The sequence below is a fragment of the Marinobacter sp. KM021 genome, assembly GCF_050707965.1.
Lineage (GTDB): Bacteria > Pseudomonadota > Gammaproteobacteria > Pseudomonadales > Oleiphilaceae > Marinobacter > Marinobacter shengliensis.
Genome location: NZ_CP136129.1, coordinates 3894424 through 3918245 on the forward strand (window position 1 = coordinate 3894424; position 23822 = coordinate 3918245).

25 protein-coding genes and 1 pseudogene are annotated in these 23822 nt (G+C 57.6%); 20 read left to right on the forward strand and 6 right to left on the reverse strand.

What is annotated here, in order from left to right:
• Window positions 1-3: 3 nt before the first annotated feature.
• Both RVM24_RS18140 and RVM24_RS18145 read right to left on the reverse strand, forming a co-directional pair.
• Window positions 4-996 carry a WD40/YVTN/BNR-like repeat-containing protein gene (locus RVM24_RS18140; protein WP_106694521.1) on the reverse strand — a complete coding sequence of 331 codons (993 nt, stop codon included), beginning with the start codon at window positions 994-996 and terminating at the stop codon, window positions 4-6.
• Window positions 997-1258: 262 nt separating this feature from the next.
• Window positions 1259-2962: a sigma 54-interacting transcriptional regulator gene (locus RVM24_RS18145; RefSeq protein WP_431474516.1), complete on the reverse strand. Its 1704-nt coding sequence runs from the start codon at window positions 2960-2962 to the stop codon at window positions 1259-1261.
• 364 nt (window positions 2963-3326) lie between these two features.
• Here RVM24_RS18145 and RVM24_RS18150 point away from each other — a divergent pair, with 364 nt between their 5' ends.
• From RVM24_RS18150 to RVM24_RS18240, 19 genes and pseudogenes are all read left to right on the forward strand, one after another.
• Window positions 3327-3587, forward strand: a complete 261-nt coding sequence (locus RVM24_RS18150) for a phenol hydroxylase subunit (protein WP_061332472.1) — start codon at window positions 3327-3329, stop codon at window positions 3585-3587.
• A gap of 55 nt (window positions 3588-3642) precedes the next feature.
• Entirely contained in the window at window positions 3643-4644 is a 1002-nt protein-coding gene (locus RVM24_RS18155; RefSeq protein WP_431474517.1) for an aromatic/alkene monooxygenase hydroxylase subunit beta, read from the forward strand.
• Window positions 4641-4910, forward strand: a complete 270-nt coding sequence (locus tag RVM24_RS18160; protein ID WP_061332470.1) for an MmoB/DmpM family protein — start codon at window positions 4641-4643, stop codon at window positions 4908-4910. The genes RVM24_RS18155 and RVM24_RS18160 overlap by 4 nt, the downstream gene beginning before the upstream one ends.
• A gap of 14 nt (window positions 4911-4924) precedes the next feature.
• Window positions 4925-6460 (forward strand): aromatic/alkene/methane monooxygenase hydroxylase/oxygenase subunit alpha, encoded by a 1536-nt coding sequence (locus tag RVM24_RS18165; protein WP_061332469.1) that lies wholly within the window; start codon window positions 4925-4927, stop codon window positions 6458-6460.
• 72 nt (window positions 6461-6532) lie between these two features.
• Window positions 6533-6892: a phenol hydroxylase subunit P4 gene (locus RVM24_RS18170; RefSeq protein WP_113880255.1), complete on the forward strand. Its 360-nt coding sequence runs from the start codon at window positions 6533-6535 to the stop codon at window positions 6890-6892.
• Between the two features lie 10 nt (window positions 6893-6902).
• Window positions 6903-7964 carry an NADH:ubiquinone reductase (Na(+)-transporting) subunit F gene (locus RVM24_RS18175; protein ID WP_431474518.1) on the forward strand — a complete coding sequence of 354 codons (1062 nt, stop codon included), beginning with the start codon at window positions 6903-6905 and terminating at the stop codon, window positions 7962-7964.
• Between the two features lie 105 nt (window positions 7965-8069).
• A complete protein-coding gene (locus tag RVM24_RS18180; protein WP_431475415.1) occupies window positions 8070-8237 on the forward strand; it encodes a 2Fe-2S iron-sulfur cluster-binding protein in 168 nt (55 codons plus the stop codon).
• 73 nt (window positions 8238-8310) lie between these two features.
• Complete coding sequence (locus RVM24_RS18185) at window positions 8311-9234, forward strand: catechol 2,3-dioxygenase (RefSeq protein WP_061333813.1); 924 nt, start codon at window positions 8311-8313, stop codon at window positions 9232-9234.
• 46 nt (window positions 9235-9280) lie between these two features.
• Window positions 9281-10741: a 2-hydroxymuconic semialdehyde dehydrogenase gene (locus tag RVM24_RS18190; protein WP_431474519.1), complete on the forward strand. Its 1461-nt coding sequence runs from the start codon at window positions 9281-9283 to the stop codon at window positions 10739-10741.
• 7 nt (window positions 10742-10748) lie between these two features.
• Entirely contained in the window at window positions 10749-11609 is an 861-nt protein-coding gene (locus tag RVM24_RS18195; protein WP_138436882.1) for an alpha/beta fold hydrolase, read from the forward strand.
• Window positions 11609-12394: a 2-oxopent-4-enoate hydratase gene (dmpE, locus tag RVM24_RS18200; RefSeq protein WP_431474520.1), complete on the forward strand. Its 786-nt coding sequence runs from the start codon at window positions 11609-11611 to the stop codon at window positions 12392-12394. The genes RVM24_RS18195 and dmpE overlap by 1 nt, the downstream gene beginning before the upstream one ends.
• 24 nt (window positions 12395-12418) lie before the next feature.
• Window positions 12419-13354, forward strand: a complete 936-nt coding sequence (locus tag RVM24_RS18205; protein WP_431474521.1) for an acetaldehyde dehydrogenase (acetylating) — start codon at window positions 12419-12421, stop codon at window positions 13352-13354.
• 12 nt (window positions 13355-13366) lie between these two features.
• Window positions 13367-14404, forward strand: coding sequence for a 4-hydroxy-2-oxovalerate aldolase (gene dmpG / locus RVM24_RS18210; protein WP_431474522.1), 1038 nt, complete (start codon window positions 13367-13369; stop codon window positions 14402-14404).
• Window positions 14401-15195, forward strand: coding sequence for a 2-oxo-3-hexenedioate decarboxylase (gene dmpH, locus RVM24_RS18215; RefSeq protein ID WP_431474523.1), 795 nt, complete (start codon window positions 14401-14403; stop codon window positions 15193-15195). Before dmpG ends, dmpH begins: the two co-directional genes overlap by 4 nt.
• A 9-nt stretch (window positions 15196-15204) precedes the next feature.
• A pseudogene (locus RVM24_RS18220) lies at window positions 15205-15390 on the forward strand (2-hydroxymuconate tautomerase); the annotation flags it as partial.
• A gap of 551 nt (window positions 15391-15941) precedes the next feature.
• On the forward strand, window positions 15942-16118 hold the full coding sequence (locus RVM24_RS18225) for a hypothetical protein (RefSeq protein WP_431474524.1): 177 nt from the start codon (window positions 15942-15944) through the stop codon (window positions 16116-16118).
• Window positions 16119-16123: 5 nt separating this feature from the next.
• Window positions 16124-16567: a GlcG/HbpS family heme-binding protein gene (locus RVM24_RS18230; protein WP_431474525.1), complete on the forward strand. Its 444-nt coding sequence runs from the start codon at window positions 16124-16126 to the stop codon at window positions 16565-16567.
• Between the two features lie 79 nt (window positions 16568-16646).
• Window positions 16647-17591 (forward strand): ketopantoate reductase family protein, encoded by a 945-nt coding sequence (locus RVM24_RS18235; protein ID WP_228263858.1) that lies wholly within the window; start codon window positions 16647-16649, stop codon window positions 17589-17591.
• Between the two features lie 9 nt (window positions 17592-17600).
• Window positions 17601-18350, forward strand: coding sequence for a fructosamine kinase family protein (locus tag RVM24_RS18240; RefSeq protein WP_431474526.1), 750 nt, complete (start codon window positions 17601-17603; stop codon window positions 18348-18350).
• Window positions 18351-18422: 72 nt separating this feature from the next.
• On the opposite strand, the gene RVM24_RS18245 is transcribed toward RVM24_RS18240, so the two are convergent.
• The 4 genes from RVM24_RS18245 to RVM24_RS18260 all read right to left on the reverse strand — a co-directional run bounded on the left by RVM24_RS18245 (window position 18423) and on the right by RVM24_RS18260 (window position 22616).
• Window positions 18423-19307 (reverse strand): mechanosensitive ion channel family protein, encoded by an 885-nt coding sequence (locus RVM24_RS18245; protein ID WP_106694369.1) that lies wholly within the window; start codon window positions 19305-19307, stop codon window positions 18423-18425.
• A gap of 56 nt (window positions 19308-19363) precedes the next feature.
• Window positions 19364-20677, reverse strand: a complete 1314-nt coding sequence (locus RVM24_RS18250) for a peptidoglycan DD-metalloendopeptidase family protein (protein ID WP_431474527.1) — start codon at window positions 20675-20677, stop codon at window positions 19364-19366.
• A gap of 129 nt (window positions 20678-20806) precedes the next feature.
• The gene (locus RVM24_RS18255) at window positions 20807-22216 is read right to left on the reverse strand and encodes a cytochrome P450 (RefSeq protein ID WP_431474528.1); all 1410 of its coding nucleotides are present in this window, start codon (window positions 22214-22216) and stop codon (window positions 20807-20809) included.
• A 79-nt stretch (window positions 22217-22295) separates the two neighbouring features.
• Complete coding sequence (locus tag RVM24_RS18260) at window positions 22296-22616, reverse strand: 2Fe-2S iron-sulfur cluster-binding protein (protein ID WP_431474529.1); 321 nt, start codon at window positions 22614-22616, stop codon at window positions 22296-22298.
• Between the two features lie 159 nt (window positions 22617-22775).
• Here RVM24_RS18260 and RVM24_RS18265 point away from each other — a divergent pair, with 159 nt between their 5' ends.
• On the forward strand, window positions 22776-23813 hold the full coding sequence (locus tag RVM24_RS18265) for a helix-turn-helix domain-containing protein (protein ID WP_431474530.1): 1038 nt from the start codon (window positions 22776-22778) through the stop codon (window positions 23811-23813).
• Window positions 23814-23822 lie beyond the last annotated feature (9 nt).

Below are 23822 nucleotides of genomic sequence, written 5' to 3' on the forward strand. Positions count from 1 at the left end.
TCCTCAGTCTTTACTGGCGGCAAGGGCCGTGGGGAGTTCAAGGTCGAAGAGCAGGCCCCGGCCACCGGCCACCAACAGGCGATGGTCTGGCAGAGCCAGCCCGGCTCTCAGGTAGAGTGGTTGGCTGGATTCCGAGATCTTTCTCCAGCCGGCATCGCCCAGTTTCAGTACCGTGGCGTTATCGGCCAGGGCGTAGACGGCACCTGCACCCGGAATGAAGCCAAACACCGGTGCGGAGGTTTCGGCCGGCACCTGATCCCAGCTCTCACCGCCGTCCGTGGTGTGATAGATGAAGCCGTTCAGGCCACCTACCCAGCCTTCAGACTCAGATGCGAAGTAACTGGCGTGAATGTAGAACTCGTCCGGAGCACGGCCGGCGATTTCCCAGTTCATGCCACTGTCGTCGCTGCGCAGAACCAGCCCGTATTCGCCGGTGGCGATCACCTGCTCGTCACTGACAAACTGGAGATTGTTGATGATGGCGTCTTCGTAGAGGGAGGTTTCGTCCCAGCTTTCGCCTTGATCGGTGCTGAACTGAACGGTGGTAAAGCTGCCTGCGGCGAGCCAGCTACCATCGGGCCCGCAGGCCGCGGTCATCATCTGCTCCTGGCTGGGCATGGCGTGGGCTGTCCACTCGGATGCATCGGCTGTGCCGTGCCAGATGTGGTTGTCGAAGGCCAGCGCGACAAAGGAGTTATCTGGGCACACATCCATGGCCAGGAAACTGCTGGCGGCGCCGACCGGTAGCCGCTTCCAGGTATCGCCTTGGTCATCACTGGCCAGGAGAACCCCATCATTGCCAGACACCACAATCACCTGGTGGTTGCTGGCCATGGCCTGGTAGAAATCTGTGCGTTTTGAGGATTGCTCTGAAACCGCCCTGACGGATTCCAGATTCAGCGGTGCTTCGCACCCGGTCAGGATAAGCGACGATGCGCCGACCATCGCGACAGCCACCGCCGTTTTGCGCTTCGAGCGCAGGAAAGCGTTTTGCATTGTTTTGTCACCGTCTTTGTTTTTGTGAAAAGCGACTGACAATGCCATCAGCAACGGCTGTGCCATTTGGAATGGTGATTAATTAACGCATTGAATAATATGTAAATATTTTGTTTCTGGAAGGGTTGGAGGCAAAAGCAGAGGGGGGGTTGTCAGGGTTTGATTTTAATCAAATGATCAAGTGATCTGGCGGGTTGTCCATTTCGTAAGGCGACGGAAAGGTGGTGCAACATCCCTGTTGCTGGATGAATCAGGTTGCTGATCAGCTTTCGGCAAGAATGCCGGATTTCTTCAGGCGGTAAGCTAGGGCGGGGCGGGTGAGGCCCAGCAGTCGGGCGGCTTTGGAGACGTTCTGATTGGCTTGCTCCATGGCTTGGCGCATCAGGGTTTCCTCTACTTCATCCAGGCTTATTCCAGCCCCCAGAATCGTATCAGACCAGCTGCCCGTGCCGCCTTCCGGTGGGCCGGACCGCATATTGCCTTCTTCATCAATACGCTCACCTGGCTGTTTGTCCGTCGCGGGCGGAGTCACAAACAGGGCATCCTGACTGATGGTTTCGTTGTTGTCGGTCAGGATCACCCCCCGCTCAATCACATTCTCCAGTTCCCGGATATTGCCGGGCCAGTGGTAGCTCATGCACAGCGACAATGCCTTGTCGGAGAGGCCAAGCGTGCGCTTCTCGTACTGGGCGTGAAACTTTTCAAGAAAGTGCCCCACCAGCAGAGGCAGGTCTTCCAGGCGATCCCGCAAGGCCGGAATCTGTACCGGGAACACGTTGAGGCGATAGAACAGATCGGCCCGGAACCGGCCTTGCTCGACCGCTTGCTCAAGGCTTTCATTAGTCGCGGCAATCACCCGGACATTGACCTTGCGGGTACGGTTGTCGCCCACCCGCTCCAACTCGCCCTCCTGCAGAACCCGTAACAGGGTTGCCTGGGCCCGAGGGGTCAGTTCAATCACTTCGTCCAGAAAAATCGTGCCGCCGTGGGCGCGTTCGAAGCGACCCTCACGGGCCTGGTTGGCGCCGGTATAGGCGCCTTTTTCCACCCCGAACAGCTCGGCTTCAATCAGGTCTGGCGGAATGGCGGCGCAGTTGACAGCAATGAACGGGCCGTCGGCCCGCTCGCTGCGCAGATGAACACTCTTGGCGATGACCTCCTTACCAACGCCGGTTTCACCGAGCAGCAGCACAGACACCTTGCCCTGGGCTGCCTTGTCGATCATCTTGCACACTTTGTTATAGGAAGCCGACTGGCCGATGCCGTAGTACTGGCCCTGCTGTCGCTGCAGGGTACTGCGCAGGGAGTTCAGTTGCTCCTGCAGGTCGTAGAGCTCTTCGATGATCGGGTCTGCTTTGAAGTGGCGGGAAAATTCTTTTGCATCCGGCCATTCCTCTGCCGGTTTGCCTTCAATAATGCATTTCTCGTCGCCACAACCCCGACAACTCACCTCCCGGAAGATAATTTCCCGCCCCATGAATGACGATGTATAGGCGCAGGCGTACCCCAGCAAAACCCAGCAGGCCGGCTCGCTCATTTGCCCCAGTTCGGTTTTGCAGATTTCCACTTCCCAGGAGTCAATCCATTCAAGGCGGCCATAGAAATCGCCGGTTTCCTGGTCCAGATCGATTTCCAGCGGGATCACCTTGACCATGCCTTTGAGCGAGTGTAACTGGGGGCCTGCCAGGAAAATGTCCAGCTCACTGCAATGCGGGCGAAGTTTGCGGGCCAGCTCGGCATCTTTCAGACCAGACAGATAACCCAGCCGCAGAAAGAACCCCTTGGCTCTCTCTGCGCCCATGCTGTTGACGATCTCACGGCGAAACGCACCCAGAGAGGTGAGGTTCATCAGCAGCATCCGCTGCTCGCCAAACCAGATCTTGCCTTCCGAGCTTTGGAAATGAATCTGCTCCGTCAGATCCTTGAAATCGGTGTAGTTCAGTTGTGGCTTGTAACTGACAGCCATGGTCGGAGACCCCTTTTATAGTTGTAGGCGGGGAACAGCTCATTCGGAGCTCATTAATTGATCATCTAACACCTGATCAAGATCAAAAATCAACCAAATAATAAAAAAATGGAGGTAATCGTTGAATTGGGCCTTGGTCTGAGCATTTGGTCAGATCACCCTTGGTTTTGATCATTTGGTGAAAAAAGAACCCCTCTCGAGCCGAAGTTCGGAGCTCGTTTTAACCGCTTGAAGCGTTCGTTTGCTCCAGAAAAACCTATCAAAAACATTGGCCTACATACTCTCTCGTGGTGGTCGTCTCCGAAGTGGCACAGCCGTTGCTCAGTACACTGCAAGCCGACCACAAACATAAACGGGGCTCACTATGACGAACCAGCCAGAAGCCAAGACCTTTAACGAAATGACCCGCTATATCCGGGTCCGCAGCGAGCCAGGTGACAAATTCGTGGAATTCGATTTTGCGATTGGTTATCCGGAGCTGTTCGTCGAGCTTGTGCTGCCACGGGAAGCCTTCGAGATCTTCTGCAAGCACAACAACGTGGTCCATATGGATTCGGACATGATCCGCGAGATCGACGAAGACATGGTCAAGTGGCGCTTCGGAGAGCGCGGCCAGCGTTATTGAGCCAAACAAGCAACACCCACAATCTGATCCACAAAAACAAAACGGAAAGGTTGATATGAGTATCGAAATCAAAACCACCTCGATGGAACCCATTCGTCACACCTACAGCCACATTGCGCGCCGATTTGGTGACAAGCCGGCGACTCGCTATCAGGAAGCGAGCTACGACCTGGAGGCGAAAACCAACTTCCACTATCGCCCCCAATGGGATTCCCGATACGAGCTCAATGATGATCGCCGTACCGCCATCCGCATGGACGACTGGTACGCGGTGTCTGATCCCCGCCAGTACTACTACGGCGCCTACGTAGGCAATCGGGCCAAAATGCAGGAGTCCGCCGAGACCAGCTTTGGTTTTTGCGACAAGCGCAACTTGTTGACCCGCCTGCCCGAAGAAACCCAGAAGCTGTTGCTGCGCCTGATGGTGCCCCTGCGCCATGTGGAACTGGGCGCCAACATGAACAACAGCAAGATCGCGGGTGACGCTGTAGCCACCACTGTTTCCCAGATGCACATCTACGCCGCGATGGATCGTCTGGGCATTGGTCAGTACCTGTCTCGCATTGCTCTGATGATTGACGGTAGCACCGGTAAGGCACTGGACGAGTCCAAAGGCTACTGGATGGATGACGAGCTGTGGCAGCCCATGCGCAAACTCGTGGAGGACACCCTGGTCGTTGATGACTGGTTCGAACTGACCCTGGTTCAGAACATTCTGTTGGATGGACTGATGTACACCCTGGTGTACGACAAAATGGATGCCTGGCTTGCGACTCAGGGTGCGGAAGACGTTTCCATGCTCACCGAGTTCATGCGCGACTGGTACAAAGAATCCCTTCGCTGGACCAACGCCATGATCAAAGCCGTCGCCGGTGAGAGCGAAGCCAATTGCGAACTGCTCCAGACGTGGATCGATCAGTGGGAGCCGCAGATCTATAGCGCTCTCCAACCACTGGCAGAAGCCTCGGTGGGTATTGACGCTCTGGATGAAGCCTGGGCGGAGCTTTCTACCCGCCTGAAGAAATTCGGACTGCAGAGTAGGGGAGTCTCAGCATGAGCCAGTTGGTATTCATTGTATTTCAGGACAACGATGACTCTCGCTATCTCGCCGAAGCGGTTATGGAGGATAACCCTCATGCGGAAATACAGCACCAGCCTGCGTTGATCCGGATCCAGGCTGAGAAGCGCCTGGTGATAAATCGGGAAACGATGGAAGAAAAGCTGGGGCGCGATTGGGATGTTCAGGAAATGCTCGTAAATGTCATCAGCATCGGCGGCAATGTCGATGAGGACGATGACCATTTTATTCTTGAGTGGAAATAATTGGGAGAATCATCATGGCTGTTCAAAACAAGAAATTGAATCTCAAAGACAAATACCAGTATCTGACCCGCGACATGGGTTGGGAGCCTACCTACCAGAAAAAAGAAGACATTTTTCCGCACGAGGACTTTGAAGGTATCAAGATTACCGATTGGTCTCAGTGGGAAGACCCATTCCGTCTGACCATGGATTCGTACTGGAAGTATCAGGCGGAAAAAGAGAAGAAGCTGTACGCCATTTTTGATGCGTTTGCCCAGAATAATGGCCACCAGAACATTTCAGACGCTCGCTACGTCAACGCCCTGAAGCTGTTCCTCGGTGGCGTATCTCCGTTGGAACATGGGGCCTTCCAGGGATATGCCAAGGCAGGTCGTCAGTTCAGTGGTACTGGTGCGCGGGTGGCTTGTCAGATGCAGTCGATTGACGAGTTGCGTCATTCGCAGACCCAGCAACACGCCATGAGCCATTACAACAAGCACTTTAACGGCCTGCATGATGCTGCGCACATGCACGACCGGGTGTGGTTCCTGTCGGTGCCCAAGTCGTTCTTTGACGATGCCCGCACCGCTGGTCCTTTCGAATTCCTGACCGCCATTTCGTTCTCGTTCGAGTATGTGCTGACTAACCTCTTGTTCGTTCCGTTTATGTCGGGCGCCGCATACAACGGCGACATGGCCACCGTGACCTTCGGCTTCTCTGCCCAGTCAGACGAAGCACGCCACATGACTCTGGGCCTGGAGGTGATCAAGTTCATCCTGGAGCAGCACGAAGACAACGTGCCCATTGTTCAGCGCTGGATCGATAAGTGGTTCTGGCGCGGATTCCGCCTGCTCAGCCTGGTCAGCATGATGATGGACTACATGCTGCCGAACAAGGTGATGAGCTGGGCCGAGGCCTGGGAAGTGTATTACGAGCAGAACGGTGGAGCCCTGTTCAAGGATCTGGAGCGTTACGGCATCCGTCCGCCCAAGTACCAGGACGTGGCCAACGATGCCAAGCATCACCTGAGCCACCAGCTGTGGACCACTTTCTACCAGTATAGCCATGCCACCAACTTCCATACCTGGGTTCCAGAGAAGGAAGAAATGGACTGGATGTCTGAAAAGTACCCGGACACTTTCGACAAGTACTACCGTCCGCGCTACGAGTTCCTGGCGAAAGAGGCCGCCGCTGGCCGTCGCTTCTACAACAACACCCTGCCGCAACTGTGCCAGGTGTGCCAGGTACCGAACCTGTTCACCGAAATGGGCGCGCCCACCAAGTTGAGCCATCGTCAGTTGGTTCATGAAGGCGAGCGTTACCATTTCTGCTCCGAAGCCTGCTGCGACATCTTCAAGCACGAGCCGGAAAAATACGTGCAGGCCTGGCTGCCGGTGCATCAGATCTATCAGGGTAACTGCGAAGGCGCAGATGTCGAGACCGTGGTGCAGAAGTACTACCACATCAACATCGGCGAGGACAATTTCGAGTACCTCGGTTCGCCGGACCACAAGCGCTGGATGTCCATCAAGGGCGAAAAGCCTGCTGATGAGAACCAGGACGCCGCCTGATACTGACCCGGGAGTCGCCCGGTAGCCACTGGCGCCGGGCGAACCACCCACAAAAACAACAAGGTGACCATCATGAGTGTAAGCGCACTTTACGACTACAAGTTTGAACCGAAAGACAAGGTCGAAAACTTTCACGGCATGCAGCTGCTGTATATCTACTGGCCCGACCACCTGCTGTTCTGCGCGCCGTTTGCGTTGCTGGTGCAGCCGGATATGACCTTCCGTGCCCTGGTGGAGGAGATCCTCAAGCCGGCCACCGCAGCACACCCGGAGTCTGCAAAAGCGGACTTCCTGAATGCTGAATGGCTGCTGAACGATGAGCCGTTCACCCCGAATGCGGATGCCACCCTGAAAGACCAGGGCATTGATCACAAAAGCATGCTGACGGTTACCACGCCGGGCCTGAAAGGCATGGCGAACGCCGGATACTGAGGGCAGAGCGATGAGTCATACCGTTACTATCGAGCCGATTGGCGAGCAGATTGAAGTCGAGGATGGCCAGACTATCCTCCAGGCGGCGCTCCGCCAGGGCGTCTGGTTGCCGTTTGCATGCGGTCACGGCACCTGTGCTACCTGCAAGGTGCAGGTGCTTGAGGGCGACGTCGAGATTGGCGACGCCTCACCGTTTGCCCTGATGGACGTGGAGCGAGGCGAAGGCAAGGTGCTGGCCTGCTGCGCCACAGTGGAAAGCGACGTGACCATCGAAGCCGATATCGATGTCGATCCGGACTTCGAGGGCCACCCGGTGGAGGATTACGTAGCGACAGTAACGGATATTGTTGACCTGTCGCCCACCATCAAGGGTCTGCACCTGAAACTGGACCGCCCGATGACCTTCCAGGCTGGCCAGTACATCAACATCGAAGTGCCGGGAGTTGAGGGTGCCCGCGCGTTCTCACTCGCTAACCCGCCAGGCAAGCCCGATGAAGTGGAACTGCACATTCGCCTGGTTGAAGGGGGCGCTGCAACCACCTACATCCACGAGCAGCTGAAAGCAGGCGATGAACTGAACCTGTCCGGCCCCTATGGGCAGTTCTTTGTGCGCAGTTCCCAGCCTGGTGATCTGATCTTCATCGCGGGTGGTTCAGGGCTTTCCAGCCCGCAATCGATGATTCTCGACCTGCTGGAGCAGAACGACGAACGCAAGATCGTGTTGTTCCAGGGCGCCCGCAACCTCGCAGAACTCTACAACCGCGAACTGTTTGAAGCACTGGATCGTGACCACGACAACTTTACCTACGTGCCGGCCCTGAGCCAGGCCGAGGACGATGCCGACTGGCAGGGCTTCCGGGGTTATGTGCACGACGCCGCCAAGGAACACTTTGGCGGCCGGTTTTCCGGTAACAAGGCTTACCTGTGTGGCCCACCTCCGATGATCGATGCAGCGATCACCGCCCTGATGCAAGGCCGGTTGTTCGAGCGGGACATCTTCATGGAGAAATTCCTGACAGCGGCCGACGGTGCGGAAGACACCCAGCGTTCAGCCCTGTTCAAGAAAATCTGACCGGGAGGCGGTATGGCCGGGTTCCAGGTGTTCAACCGCACAACGGGTGACCACTTCATCTGCCAGGAAGGCCAGAGCGTGCTCAAGGCTATGGAACAGCTGGGTATGAAGTGCGTGCCCGTAGGCTGCCGGGGCGGTGGCTGCGGCTTTTGCAAGATCCGGGTTCTGGAGGGGGATTTCGAGTGCGGCAAGATGAGCAAGGTGCATGCCCCACCTGAAGCCGTTGAAAAAGGGAGGTCCTGGCTTGCCGGATCTACCCGCGGACCGACTTGATCATCGAGTGTGTGCCTCTGCCGGAGGCGGCGCTTGCGAAGCAAACAACAACAAATCCGTTGAGGTGATTGTCATGAAAAAAGGTGTAATGCGTCCCGGCCACGTTCAGATCCGGGTTCTCGATATGGGCGAAGCCGTCAAACACTACACCGAGCTGCTGGGCATGATCGAAACCGATCGTGATGACCAGGGCCGGGTGTACCTGAAAGCCTGGACCGAGGTAGACAAGTTCTCTCTGGTGCTGCGTGAGGCAGACGAGCCAGGCTGCGACTTCATGGGTTTCAAGGTGCTGGATGAAGACACCCTGGTCAAACTGGAAAAAGACCTCGTGGCCTACGGTGTTGAGGTAGAGCAGGTGCCGGCGGAGGAACTGAAGGATTGCGGCCGCCGAGTGCGTTTCACCGTACCATCCGGCCATGCCTTTGAGCTCTATGCCGACAAGAAGTACACCGGCAAGTGGGGCGTTTCCAGCGTCAACCCGGAAGCCTGGCCTCGCGGCCTGCAAGGGATGAAGGCCGTGCGCTTCGACCATTGCCTGTTTTACGGACCGGAGCTTGCCGCCGTTTACGACATCTTCGTGAATGTTCTGGGCTTCGATCTGGCCGAGCAGGTGCTCGACCCGGAAGGCACTCGGATCGCCCAGTTCCTGACTGTGTCCATGAAAGAGCACGACATTGCCTTCATTCACCATGAAGAGAAGGGCAAGTTCCACCACGCGTCTTTCTTCCTGGAAACCTGGGAAGACGTGCTGCGGGCGGCAGACCTGATCTCCATGACCGATACCTCCATCGATATCGGCCCGACCCGTCACGGCCTGACCCACGGCAAGACCATTTACTTCTTTGACCCGTCCGGCAATCGCAACGAAGTGTTCTGTGGCGGCGATTACTTCTACCCGGACCACAAACCAGTGACCTGGCAGGCCGAACAACTTGGTAAGGCCATTTTCTACCACGACCGGGTACTGAACGAGCGTTTCTTGACGGTGTTGACCTGATCTGAGAACGCCCAAACAGGATTCAACTTTACAGGACTAGGCAGCAATGAAAGAGATCAAACACTACATCAACGGCCAATACGTCGGCTCTGCCAACGGAAAGCTGTTTGACAACGTCAACCCGGTGAACGGCAAGGTGATTGCCAAGGTTCACGAGGCTGGCCGCGATGAAGTGGATGCGGCCGTCAAAGCGGCCAGAGCCGCTTTGAAAGGCCCTTGGGGCAAGATGACCCTGGACGAGCGCACCCGGATTCTGCACAAGGTGGCCGACGGCATTAACGACCGCTTTGACGAGTTTCTGGAGGCGGAGTGCCTGGACACCGGCAAGCCCAAGTCCATGGCCAGCCACATCGACATCCCCCGGGGTGCCGCCAACTTCAAGGTATTCGCCGACATGGTCAAAAACGTGGCGGCAGAATCCTTTGAAATGGCCACGCCCGATGGCAGCGGCGCGCTGAACTACGCCGTGCGCCGTCCCAAGGGCGTGATCGGTGTGATCAGCCCCTGGAACCTGCCTTTGCTGCTGATGACCTGGAAAGTGGGCCCTGCATTGGCCTGTGGTAATACCGTGGTGGTTAAGCCGTCGGAAGAAACCCCGACCACCACCGCTCTGCTGGGCGAAGTGATGAAGGAAGCCGGCGTGCCGGACGGAGTGTACAACGTGGTGCACGGCTTCGGTGGCGATTCCGCCGGCGCCTATCTCACGGCCCACCCGGACGTAGACGGCTTCACTTTCACCGGTGAAACCGGCACCGGCGAAGTGATCATGAAAGCGGCCGCCAAGGGCATCCGGGATATCTCCCTGGAACTGGGTGGCAAGAACGCCGGCCTGGTGTTCGCAGACTGCGATATGGACAAGGCCATCGAAGGCACCATGCGCTCTGCATTCGTCAACTGTGGCCAGGTGTGCCTGGGCACCGAACGAGTCTATGTGGAACGTTCCATCTTTGACGAGTTTGTCTCCCGCCTGAAAGCGGAAGCAGAAAAGCTGCGTATCGGACCGCCCGATGACGACAAGGCCAATTTCGGCCCGCTGGTCAGCCTGAAGCACCGTGAAAAGGTGCTGTCCTACTACCAGAAAGCGGTGGACGACGGCGCCACGGTGGTGTCCGGTGGCGGTGTGCCCGACATGCCGGAAGAGTACGCTGGCGGCGCCTGGGTGCAGCCCACGATCTGGACCGGCTTGCCGGACGATTCGGCGGTGATTACCGACGAAATCTTCGGCCCCTGCTGCCACATTCGCCCGTTCGACAGTGAAGAAGAAGCCATCGAGCTGGCCAACAGCCTGCCTTACGGCCTGGCGTCTGCGATCTGGACCGAAAACGTCAGCCGTGCGCACCGGGTAGCAGGACAAATTGAAGCCGGCATCATCTGGGTGAACAGCTGGTTCCTGCGGGATCTGCGCACACCGTTTGGTGGCAGCAAGCAGTCCGGTATTGGCCGCGAGGGCGGTGTGCACTCCCTGGAGTTCTACACCGAAATGAAGAACGTCTGTATCAAACTGTGAGGTAGCCATGAACGCACCTGTAGACAGCCCTGAAATCGGGCGCGAGATTACCGCCGCCGGCTACCGGACCAACCTGCACGATCACGGCAAGGGCGGATTTCCGCTGATGATGATCCACGGCTCCGGCCCCGGCGTGACCGCCTGGGCCAACTGGCGCCTGGTGATTCCCGAGCTGGCAAAGCATCGCCGGGTGATCGCCCCGGACATGCTGGGCTTCGGCTACAGCGAACGCCCCGAAGACCAGGTCTACAACCGTGAACGCTGGGTTAAACATGCCATCGGCGTGCTGGATGAACTGGGCCTGGAACAGGTGGACCTGGTGGGTAACTCCTTTGGTGGTGGTCTCGCTCTGGCTCTGGCTATCGAACACCCGCAACGGGTTCGCCGGTTGGTGTTGATGGGGTCTGTAGGTGTCAGCTTCCCGATCACCAAGGGTTTGGACGAAGTCTGGGGTTACCAGCCGTCACTGGACGCCATGCGTCGGTTGATGGATGTGTTTGCCTTCAATAAGGGGCTGCTGACCGACGAGCTGGCGGAAATGCGGTATCAGGCCAGCGTTCGCCCCGGCTTCCAGGAATCCTTTGCGGCCATGTTCCCGGCACCTCGCCAGCGCTGGGTGGATGGACTGGCCAGCAACGAGGACGACATCCGCGCCCTGCAACACGAAACCCTGATCATCCACGGCCGCGAAGACGAAGTCATTCCACTGGACGCCTCCTACAAGCTGGCTGAACTGATTGATCGTGCCCAGCTGCACGTGTTCGGCCGCTGCGGCCACTGGACCCAGATTGAACACGCTGACCGGTTCGCCCGGTTGGTTAACGATTTCCTGAACGAAGCGGATCAGGCCGCTGCCGGAGACAAGTAATGGATAAGCAGAAGATCCAGCAGTTTGGCGACGAACTGTACGAAGCGATGGTCAAGCGGGAAGCCGTTTCGCCCCTGACCAGCCGTGGCGAAGACATCAGCATTGACGACGCCTACCACATCTCACTGCGCATGCTCGAGCGCCGGCAACAGGCCGGTGCCCGGATCATCGGCAAGAAGATCGGTGTCACCAGCAAAGCGGTGATGAACATGCTGAACGTACACCAGCCGGATTTCGGTTACCTGACCGACGACATGGTGTTCAACAGCGGTGAAGTGGTGCCCATCAGCGACCGACTGATTGCCCCTCGGGCCGAAGGGGAAATTGCCTTCATCCTGAAGAAAGACCTGACCGGCCCGGGCGTGACCAACGCCGACGTGCTGGCGGCCACCGAGTGTGTGATGCCCTGTTTCGAGATTGTCGATTCCCGCATCCAGGACTGGAAGATCGCCATTCAGGATACCATCGCCGACAACGCCTCCTGTGGCCTGTTTGTGTTGGGCGACAACGCAGTCTCTCCCCGGGATATCGATCTGGTGACCTGCGGCATGGTGGTGGAGAAGAACGGTTCCATTATCAGCACCGGCGCCGGCGCAGCGGCGTTGAGTTCCCCGGTGAACTGCGTGGCCTGGCTGGCCAACACCCTGGGCGAGTTCGGTATTTCCCTGAAGGCAGGTGAAGTCATCCTGTCGGGCTCCCTGGTACCGCTGGAGCCGGTGAAAGCCGGTGACACCATGCGTGTGGACATTGGCGGGATTGGCAGCGCGTCTGTGCGCTTTGTCTGATCCGTACCCATTGAGGACAAGATTATGAGCAAAAAACTGAAAGCCGCCATCATCGGCTCGGGCAACATCGGCACCGACCTGATGATCAAGATCCTGCGTAACGGCCAGCACATCGAAATGGGCGCCATGGTCGGCATCGACCCGGAATCCGATGGCCTGGCCCGCGCCAACCGCATGGGCGTAGCCACCACCCACGAAGGCGTGGACGGCCTTGTGAAGATGCCGGAATTTGCCGACATCGACATCGTATTCGATGCCACCTCAGCTGGCGCCCACATGCACAACGAAGTGTTCCTGCGTGGCCATAAGGAAAGCCTGAAGATCATCGACCTGACGCCGGCGGCCATCGGCCCCTACTGCGTGCCGGTGGTGAACCTGGAGCAGAACCTGCATGAAGGTAACGTGAACATGGTCACCTGCGGTGGCCAGGCCACCATCCCGATGGTGGCGGCGGTATCTCGCGTCGCCAAGGTGCACTACGCCGAAATCGTGGCCTCGATTTCCAGTAAGTCTGCCGGCCCCGGCACCCGCGCCAACATCGACGAGTTCACCGAAACCACCTCCAAGGCCATCGAAGTGGTCGGTGGTGCCCAGAAGGGCAAGGCCATCATCATCCTGAACCCGGCTGAACCGCCGCTGCTGATGCGCGACACCGTGTATGTGCTGTCTGAGGCCGCTGACCAGGCCGAGGTGGAAGCCTCGGTCGAAGAAATGGTGAAAGCCGTGTCGTCCTACGTCCCCGGCTACCGCCTCAAGCAGAAAGTGCAGTTCGACGTAATTCCCGAAGACCAGCCCATGAACGTGCCGGGCCTGGGCCGCTTCAGTGGCCTGAAGACCTCCATCTTCCTGGAAGTCGAAGGCGCCGCCCATTACCTGCCCGCCTACGCCGGCAACCTGGACATCATGACCTCCGCCGCCCTCGGTACCGCCGAGCGCATCGCCGAATCGCTGGTCAAGTGAGGAGACTGAATCATGACCTTTAACCCTGGCAAGAAACTCTACATCTCCGACGTGACCCTGCGCGACGGCAGCCACGCCATTCGCCATCAGTACAGCATCAAGAACGTGCAGGACATCGCCCGTGCCCTGGACAAGGCGAAAGTCGATTCCATCGAAGTCGCCCACGGCGACGGCCTGCAAGGCTCCAGCTTCAACTACGGCTTCGGTGCCCACACCGACCTGGAGTGGATCGAGGCGGTGGCCGAAGTGGTCACCCATTCCCAGATCGCCACCCTGCTGCTGCCTGGCATCGGCACCGTGCACGACCTGGACAACGCCTACCAGGCGGGCGCCCGAATCGTACGCGTGGCGACTCACTGCACCGAAGCGGATGTTTCCAAACAGCACATCGAACACGCCCGCAAGCTCGGCATGGACACCGTCGGCTTCCTGATGATGAGCCACATGCAGACCCCGCAGGGCCTGGCCGAACAAGCCAAGCTGATGGAAGACTACGGCGCCACCTGCCTCTATGTGGTCGACTCCGGCGGCGCCATGAACATGAACGATATTCGTGACCGCTTCCGCGCCCTGAAAGACGTACTCAAGCCGGAAACCCAGACCGGCATCCACGCCCACCACAACCTGGCGCTGGGTGTGGCCAACTCCATGGTGGCGGTGGAAGAAGGCTGTGACCGCATCGACGCCAGCCTCTCCGGCATGGGTGCCGGCGCTGGCAACGCCCCGCTGGAAGTGTGCATTGCCGCCTTCGACAAGCTGGGCTGGAACCACGGCACGGACGTGTACGCGCTGATGGACGCCGCCGACGACATCGTGCGCCCGTTGCAAGACCGCCCGGTAAGAGTCGACCGTGAAACATTGGCCCTGGGCTACGCCGGTGTGTACTCCAGCTTCCTGCGCCATTCCGAAGTGGCAGCGCAGAAGTATGGCCTGAAGACTGTGGATATTCTCGTTGAACTGGGCAAGCGCCGGATGGTGGGTGGCCAGGAAGACATGATCGTGGACGTGGCGCTGGATCTGCTGAAGGCGCAAGAGGAGCAAAAAGCATGAGCAAGACCCTGAGCAATGACCAGATGCTGGCCCTGGCCGAGCACGTAGAAAACGCCGAACTGAACGCCCGCGACATCACCAAGGTCACCAATGATTATCCGGACATGACCTTTGAAGACGCCTACGACGTGCAGTGGGAAATCCGCCGCCGTAAGGAAGCTCGCGGCAACAAGGTGGTTGGTATGAAAATGGGCCTGACCTCCTGGGCCAAGATGGCCCAGATGGGCGTGGAAACCCCCATCTACGGCTTCCTGGCGGACTATTTCAGTGTGCCGGACGGCGGTGTGGTCAACACCAAAGAGCTGATCCACCCGAAAATCGAAGCCGAGATCGCGTTTGTGACCAAAGCACCGTTGCACGGCCCGGGTTGTCACATCGGTGACGTCCTGGCTGCCACCGACTTCGTGATTCCGGCGGTGGAAGTGATCGATTCCCGCTACGAGAACTTCAAGTTCGACCTGGTGAGCGTGGTGGCTGACAACGCTTCCTCCAGCCGGTTTATCACCGGTGGCACCATGACGAATACTGCCGACCTGGACCTGAAAACCCTGGGTGTTGTGGTCGAGAAGAACGGTGAGATTGTGGACGTCGGCGCCGGTGCTGCGGTGCTGGGCCATCCGGCATCCAGTGTGGCCATGCTGGCCAACCTGCTGGCTGAGCGCGGTGAGCACATCCCGGCCGGCACCTTCATCATGACCGGTGGCATCACCGCGGCGATTACGGTGGAAGCCGGTGACAACATCAGCGTTCGCTACCAGGGCCTGGGAACGGTCACGGCCCGGTTCGCATAAGGAGGTTTTATGCCCGTTGCTCAAATCAACATTCTGGAAGGCCGTACGGACGAGCAAAAGGAGATGCTGATCCACGAGGTGACAGACGCCATTGTCCGTTCTCTCGGCGCGCCGGTTGAAAGTGTTCGTGTCATTCTCAACGAAATGCCGAAGCAACATTTCGGCATCGGCGGGCAGTCAGCAAAAAACTGGGGCGATAAGCCCCGGCAATTTCGCCGTCTTATTAGGAGAAGATACATGACAAAACTTCCGGTGTTATTTGTCTCCTGTGACGCTGACAGCATCCAGTCCCGGGAACAGACCTGTTCCGGGCCTGCCCGGATGATCTGGGGCAAGCAGTACAAGAGCGTGGTGGTGATCAGCTCCCGTGCCGATCAAAAAGCCCCGGAAATCCTGCAGCTTAAAGGCAACGGCTCCACCGCTGACAGGATAAAGACGCTGCTCTCAGACCAGGGCTTTGAGCCGGAAGTGCATTCACGGGATGTCGTAAGCCGGCACCAGTTGTTCCGGGTGCTTCTGGCAGAGGAGCCCGGGGAGTTAACGGAGCTGATCCTTAATACCGGTATGAGTGAGCTTGAATACCGGCGAGTCGGACGTTGTCTGGAGGTGCTTCGGGAACAGGATGTCCTTTTAATCTGCCTTGATGACAAGGCCTGCCATAGAGAAGCGGACGGTATTTCCCTGCATGACCGGCATTTAAGGGAGCTACTCAACGCCTGGGCACAGGATCAGCAGTGGGGGCCGTGATGTCATTCAAGGGAGATGCTGCGGGCTCCGCCCAGAATAATCGCCTGGATGACCCGACGGTGTGCCTGCTCAATGCCGCGTTTACCCTGGGGGGCTCGCAGTTTCCCCAACGGATGTTCAGCAGTGGAATGAACAATGCGGCACAGATGCTGTCCGGATTTGGCTGGATGAGATAGCAACCATGAATGACAATCAGCGATTCGCACTCGTACAACCCTCGTTTTCTTTGACTGAACAAGCGTCGTTAAGCCTGCTCCAGGCTGCCGTCAACAAGGCGAGTGGGCTGGGCATCAAGGCGACGGTATCAATTGTGGATACGTCCGGGCGCCAGTTGGCGTTCATTAAAATGGCCGGGTCGTTCCTGGTGTCCTCCGAACTGGCTCAGAAAAAAGCCACCACGGCCGCAGGTATGGGCGTTAACACGGTTGATCTGGAAAATATGCTCGCGTCGGCTCCTGCCAGAGTGCTTGACGGCCTCACCAAGGCCGGTGAATTCGCCGTGATTGGCGGCGGCGTGCCGCTGTACTGGGAAGGCGTTCTGGTGGGCGGCATTGGGGTATCTGGTGGCAGTGAAGATGAGGACATTGAATGCGCCCTTTCTGCAGCGGAGGTCCTGGCAAGCTGACGGCGCTGCGGGCCTGATATACTCTGGGCTGCTGTCCCTGAACGCTCTCTGACCAACGCCCTGACTGATCGAGGTTGCCGTGGTTGCTTTGAAGATTCTGATGATCGGTGCTGGTGGCATCGGAGGTTACTACGCCGCAAGGTTGGCTGACGCCGGTCACCAGGTTGTGCTGACGGCCCGTGGCGATCACCTTGAGGCATTGAGAGCAAAAGGCCTGACCGTAGATTATCAAGGGCAGGTTCTCCAGCATCGCCTCCCGGCCTGCGATCATCAGGAGCTCATTCGGGATTACCACCCGAATGATTTTGATCTGGTTGCCATTGCCCTCAAATCGACGGCGACCGGTGCCGTGATGACGGAGCTTTCTGACTGGCTGTGTGCAGGCTCCGTTCCGGTGCTGTCTCTCCAGAATGGTATTGATAATGAACCCCTGATTGCCGAGGTGGTGGGCGAAGAACGTGTGCTCGGCGGCCTTGCGGTGCGCATTGGCGGCCACATAACCGAGCCGGGCAAGGTGTTCGCCGAAGGCGTGGCCCAGATCGTGATGGGCGCCTGGCCCATACCAAAAACTGACGACCTACGAGTGGAACTGCTCAAGACTTTGGCGTTGGCTTTTAACGAGGCGGGCATTCCCACCACCGTATCGGAAAACATCCGGTACGAACTCTGGCGCAAGCTGGTCATCAACAATGGAGTTAATCCGTTGTCAGCGCTCACTCATCTGGATACCCGCAGCCTGACTCATCACCCGGAGTTCGGCAAAGTGGTCTACGGCATGATGGCGGAAACGGTTAAGGCATCGGAAGCAGACGGGGTGAACCTGACACGGCAAGACCTGGATGACATGTTCGAGCTGATCAGCAACTTCAACGCCATCAAAACCTCCATGCTGGTGGACAAGGAAAAAGGCCGACCGCTGGAGCTGGACAGCATCGCCGGGGCCGTGCTGCGCCGGTGTGCGCAACTGGGTGTGGATGCGCCGTATACCTTTACGGTGAATGCCTTGCTGCGCCAGCAGCAATAGGGCGACGTTATGTTTGTCAAAACCAACACCACCGGCTTTGCCGATGCATTAACCTGTGAGGCGGAGGGGCTGGAAAGCCTTCGCGAAGTGTTGGTGCAGGTTGGTGTGGAGCATCTGAGAATTCCGCAAGTGGCTGAGGTCGATCAGTACAAGCTGGTGATGACCCAGATCGTGTCTGTTACTCCGGACGAACGATGCCAGGCTCTGCTCGGTGAGGGCTTGGCCCGACTGCACCAGCAAGAGCGGGAACACTACGGCTGGGGCCGGGATAATTATATCGGTCTGTCACCACAGCCCAACGGGTTAACGGAATCCTGGGGGCAGTTCTTTGTCGACTATCGACTCCGGTACCAGGTCAGCCGGATTGCTGATCCGGTTATTCGAGAAAGATTTCAACGCGTTGTTGACCAAAGTAGCGCTGCGCTTACCCGCTGGCTGGACAGCCACTGCAAGCACCCCAGCCTTCTGCACGGTGATTTGTGGCGTGGCAATGTGTTGTTCGATCACGACGGCCCCTGGCTGATTGACCCTGCGGTCTATCAGGGCGATCGGGAAGCGGATATCGCAATGACAGAAATGTTTGGAGGCTTCGGTGCGGCCTTCTATCGCGCTTATGACAGTGTTTATCCTCGCTCGGAGGTCTATACCACCAAGCGCGAGATCTACAACCTCTACCATTACCTGAATCACTACAACCTGTTTGGTGCTGGTTATCTGGGGGGATGCGAACGGGGTATGAAGGTAGTTGCGAGGGTCTGACCAGCAGACGCAACAACTGCGAGCAGATCAAAACGATAAGGTTTGACTACTTTTGACAACTGGAAGGTTCAATTATTCCTTCGTGGGTTCGCTTGGTTCGGGCTCAGCTTTCTTGGCAGAAAAATCATTGTTCAGAAAAACCTCTGACAGAATGGCCTGCTCGATATAACTGCGTTGCCCGGTGCGGGTGGGTAATCGGACGGTTAGATGAATCTCTCCGGCGGCGGGAGCCTGGATAGTGACCCTGGGATCGACAGAGGGCACTTCCAGTCCTCGGGCTGTACCCACTTTGCTCATGTATTTGCGAGCGGTATCCAGGTACGACTCGCAGTGGCGGTTTGCGGCATTTAACAGGGCTTCCCGGGCCGCTGGCCAGTTGTCTTCGCGTTTGAACGGCACAGTAAAAACGTGGAAATCCCAGTGGTCGGTGAAGCTCTCATTAGTAACTGGCTCCGATACAAACAACGCATTGGGCAACACGATCATGCGCCCGGTGCGCTGATGGCTGGCCTTGCCGGGCCCAACTTCCAGCAGCGTGGTGGTCAGCAGGGTCTGGTCGATCACATCACCCCGAAAATCCTTTACCTGAATACGATCGCCAATGCTGAATGAGCCGGCACCGCCTTTGAGAATGGAGCCGGACACACAAAGAATCAGTTCCTTGGTAGCCACCACAAACGCTACCGCGATGGCGACGATCGACAGCGCCAGGGAACGAAGCTGCTCGCCCCAGATAAAGACCAGGCCGAACACCGCCAGCAACACCAGTGCATTTCGGGAATTGACCAAGAGCCGGCCACGCAGTTCAGATGACGCCACGTTGCGCCGGATAACCCCTGCGATGACAACCCTCAGGGCAATCACACCAAGGATCAGGAGCGTGGTGCTGATCAGCAGTGGTAAGGCCGACTCCGGCAGGCTGAGGTTGTCTGGAAACCAGGCCAGGCTCTCGGGCATAGCTAGTATCCCTGGGCTATAAGCGGTTGATGGTTACCCGTGCTGAATGGTCGGGTTCAGTCAAACGAAACCCGAGCACCCGCCAACATCAGATTCGAACGGCTACCCGCCCGTTCCATAACCGCCAGCTTGTAGGAAGCGTCCTCTTTGAACGCTTTGGCGTGTTCACTGGGGATGTCCGCTGCGGTAGGTATATCTGCCTTCAGAGGATTCACCGGCCGTCCATTCACATGCAGCTCAAAATGCAGGTGAGGGCCGGTGCTGCGCCCGGTGTTGCCAGACAGCGCAATTCTCTCACCCCGCTGAATGGACTGTCCTTTCTTGACCAGAATCCTGTGCAGATGCAGGTAACGGGTTTTGTAAGCGTTGCCGTGGTCGATGTCGATGTACTTGCCTGCGAAAGGATGGTTACCTACGCGCTGCACAATGCCATCGCCGGTACTGAAAATGGGGGTGCCAACGGGGGTGGCCAGATCAACGCCGTTGTGCGGGGCGATTCGCTTGGTGACCGGGTGCTTGCGGTTCGGATTGAAGTGGGAACTGACCCGGTAAGGCGTCTGGGTGGGCCAGCGGCGAAACGCGGGCAGCACACTTTTACCGCTTTGGTCGTAGTAATTGCCGTCCTCAAACCGGAATGCGGTGTGTGTGCGGCTCCCGCGCTTCAGCGAAACCGCTTCAACCCGGGTTTTACCGGTGCTTTGGTCATCAGTCATTTCATGGCTGATGATCACGGCAAACTGGTCGCCGGCACGTAGATCCCGCCGGAAATTCAGGCGGTGTTCCAGTAACTGGTTGACCGAGGCAATCTGGTGCGCGGTGAGCCCTGCTTTTACCGCAGAAACGTAGAAGCTGCCTTCAATGGAACCTCTAAGCACTTCAGACACCCAGTGAGTGTCTGCTTCCATCCGGCGGTATTCGAACTGGTCATCGTCGGTGCGGGTATAGAAAACGGTGCGGGCGGAATCAAGCACAAGGGCAAGCTCGGTGAACCTGTCCTGATCGTCAAAGGTCAGCCGCAGCTGGGTGCCGGGTTGCAGGGTTTCCAGGGCCAGGTATTCCACATCCGTTTCCATGATTTTGTACAGATCAGACGTGGGTGCCCCGTAGCGGCTGAAAATACTGCTCAGGGTGTCGCCGGGCTGAACTTCGTGGTGCTGGGTGCGGGTGTCTGAACGGGATTCGGCAAGCGTATCAGGCAGCGCCCCAACACCGGCAGAGGGATCAGTAGGGGTAACCAGGGGCTCAACCGGTAGGGCGGGTATCTTCGCGGATGAGCTTTGTGTGGACCAGAAGCTGGCGATCAACACCATGAGCACGGTGATGCCAAGCAGCACCTTGTGAGTTGGAGTGAATGCCTGTTGCTTTGCCATCGTTCAATAAACCCCGCTCGCCCTGAAACCGTTCCGACAAGCTTTAAACCTGATTGCGTACTGCACGCCCTGCGGGCCTGCTCCGAAAGCAGTTTAACAGGTGATGCCCATCCGGTGTTAACCCCCTCGTCAGGGCTTGGCGGAGAGTTTTACCGTCATCGCACTGTAGCCGCGTACGAAATTGGACTGAACGTACTCGGGCTCTGCCAAAACTTCAATACGGTCAAAGCGTTTCAGTATCTCCTCCCATAAGATCCTGAGCTGCAATTCTGCCAGGCGGTTACCCATGCAGCGGTGCACGCCGAAACCGAAGGAAAGATGCTTACGCACGTTTTTCCGATCAATAATGAACTGGTCCGGGTCTTGCTCGAAGGCCCGCTCATCCCGATTGCCCGAGGCGTACCACATAACCACCTTGTCACCCTGTTTAATGGTCTGCCCGTTCAGCGTCACATCCTGTTTCGCAACCCTGCGCATGTAGGCCAGGGGTGTTTGCCAGCGGATGATTTCTGACACCATATTGGGAATCAGCTCGGGATTCTGTTTGAGTTTTGTGAACTGCTCTGGAAACTGGTTAAGCGCCAGCACGCCGCCGGTCATGGAATTACGGGTGGTGTCGTTGCCGCCAATGATCAGCAGCACCATATTACCCATGAACTCCATGGGGCGGTTGATCATGTCCCGGGTGTCGTCATTGGCCAACAGCAGACTGATCAGGTCAAACCCGGTTTCTTCACCAGCAGCTTTCCGTGCCTCCTTTTCTCGCCACAACAACGACATCTGCTGCGCCATATCGGCGGCCGCCCGGAAAAACTCGTCACGGTTGGCGTGCCCTCCGGTGGATTCCGGGGCGCCGGAGGCCACATCCGACCAGTAAGCGAGTTTGTGACGCAGCTCGAAGGGGAAATCGAACAGGGTGGCCAGCATACGGGAAGTGAGTTCAACCGATACCCGTTGTACCCAGTCAAAGGGTTCGTCCACCGGCAGCTGGTCCAGCACATCGGCTGTGCGGCTGCGAATCAGCGCCTCCATCTGCATCAGGTTCTTTGGCGCCACCACGCCCTGAACGGCTTGTCGTTGAGCGTCGTGTTTGGGTGGGTCCATGGCAATGAAGGTTTCAATTTCCAGGCCCTCGGGCTGGGGGCCGATGGAAATGATGGGCTCGGCGGAGAACAGGTCATGACGGGTGTCTACAAACAGGATGTCCTCATAGCGGGTGACGGACCAGAAGGGGCCGAACGGGCTCTGCTTTTGGAAATGCACCGGGCACTCATCTCGTAACCGCTTGAAATAGGATCGCCACAGGCCTTGCCGATACAGGAAGGGGTTACTGAGGTCGATGTCTTCGAGCGCGAGTGTTGAGACATCCGGTAGCGGGGTTTCTTCGAAAACCGGCACCGGTCGGTCCCTGCCAATGCGATGTTTCACATTCTGAAAGGCATGGGCGCCTTTGATCTGCCAATGGATGGGAATGATCGACGTGGCTAGGTTCAAGGCTGGCTGAATAACAGGTTCAAGTAAGGGACTCAGTACGCGCATACAGCACCTCGGGGTTCGTAGTGGTTGTTGGTACAGGTGGTGGTCGTCCGAAGGTTTCGAGATCGAACTCGGGTGTTGCCTACATCTGGAATTCCGGCAGGCGCACAATCAGACCATCCAGGGCCTCCGAGACGGTGATCTGGCAAGACAGGCGTGAGGTATCGGCTCTTTCGGGCGTGAGACCCAGCATGCCCTGCTCATCGGCGTTGATGTTGCCGGTGGCCTGAATCCAGTTGTGATCAACAATTACATGGCAGGTGCCACAGGCGCAGGCGCCGCCACAATCCGCGTCTATTCCCGGGATGCCGTTATCAACGGCGGTCTGCATCAGCGATTGGCCTGCGGCAATCTCGACCACATGTGCGGCACCGTTGTGTTCAATAAATGTGATCTGACCCATACGCGTTTCACCTCTGTTGTTTTTAGAGTGGCTTCAGTGGAAGCCAGATTACGATCAGCGGTGTTCGGGTGGCAGGTCATTAATTGACAGCGAGGGGTCATTTAAAGACACTCAAGGTGTGCGCCGGTCTTCAGGCGCTCACTCAAGGACACAAGAATAATGATGCGCGACATTGACCTGAGCCAGCCGTGTATTCCCTCCAATTACAGCCGACTGATTGCCCGGGAGTTGGCTTTACAAACCCGCGATGTCCCGGATTTGCTGGCGATGACCCAGCTGACAGTGGATCAGTTTCTGCAGGAGGACACTCTGCTGACCCCGCAACAGCAATTGCAGATACTGGATAACAGTTTGCAGCTGGCCAATGACGATACCTTCGGATTGCGCCTGGGCCGGCGGCTGACGTCGCCTACCCACGGTGCCATGGGGTTTCTGGTCAACAGCAGCCCGGACCTGCTGACTGCCATTCGGGCTTTTCAGGTCTTCCTGCCAACCCGCATGAACCTGGCCCGCCTTGAGATGGCCGCCAGGGACAACTGGTTGGAGGTGACTTGCCGCTTTCATGTGGAATTGTCGGAATCACTTTTAAAGGTTCTGAGTGAGAGCTTTGCGGTGATCTTCTTTGATTGTGCGGAATTTATTGTGGGCCGACCGGTGGGGGAGGTGGTATGCGGGTTTCTGCACAAGGAGCCTGGGTACAGCCATTGCTACGCGGACTACATTCCGGGTTCGATAACGTTTGGCGCAACCTCACTCGCGCTGAACATTCCGCTCGACGTGTGCAAGGTGCCCAATGCGTCCGCCAACCATGAGAACTACATGATGGCGCTGAAGCAGTGTGAATGCATGCTGGCGCAATTGCAGTCCGACCGTGAGAGCTGCAAATACCGGGTACAGAAAATGATGCTGTCTCATCCGCCCGGGGTGTTGACTGAAGAAGAGGCCGCCGCCGCGCTGTTTATCTGCAAGCGCACGTTGGCGAGGAGATTGAAAGCGGAAGGCACCAGTTTTCGGCAATTGAGAGACGGCATTTTGTCGCAGCAGGCGATAGGCTATCTGCGGGACAGCTCGGTGTCCGTCGAGGCCATTGCGGAGTTGCTGAATTATCACGACAGCGCGAATTTCCGGCGGGCATTCAAGCGGTGGTTTGGCGTTACACCGGACCAATATCGACGTCGTAGTGCATCGCAAACATGATCTGTGGCC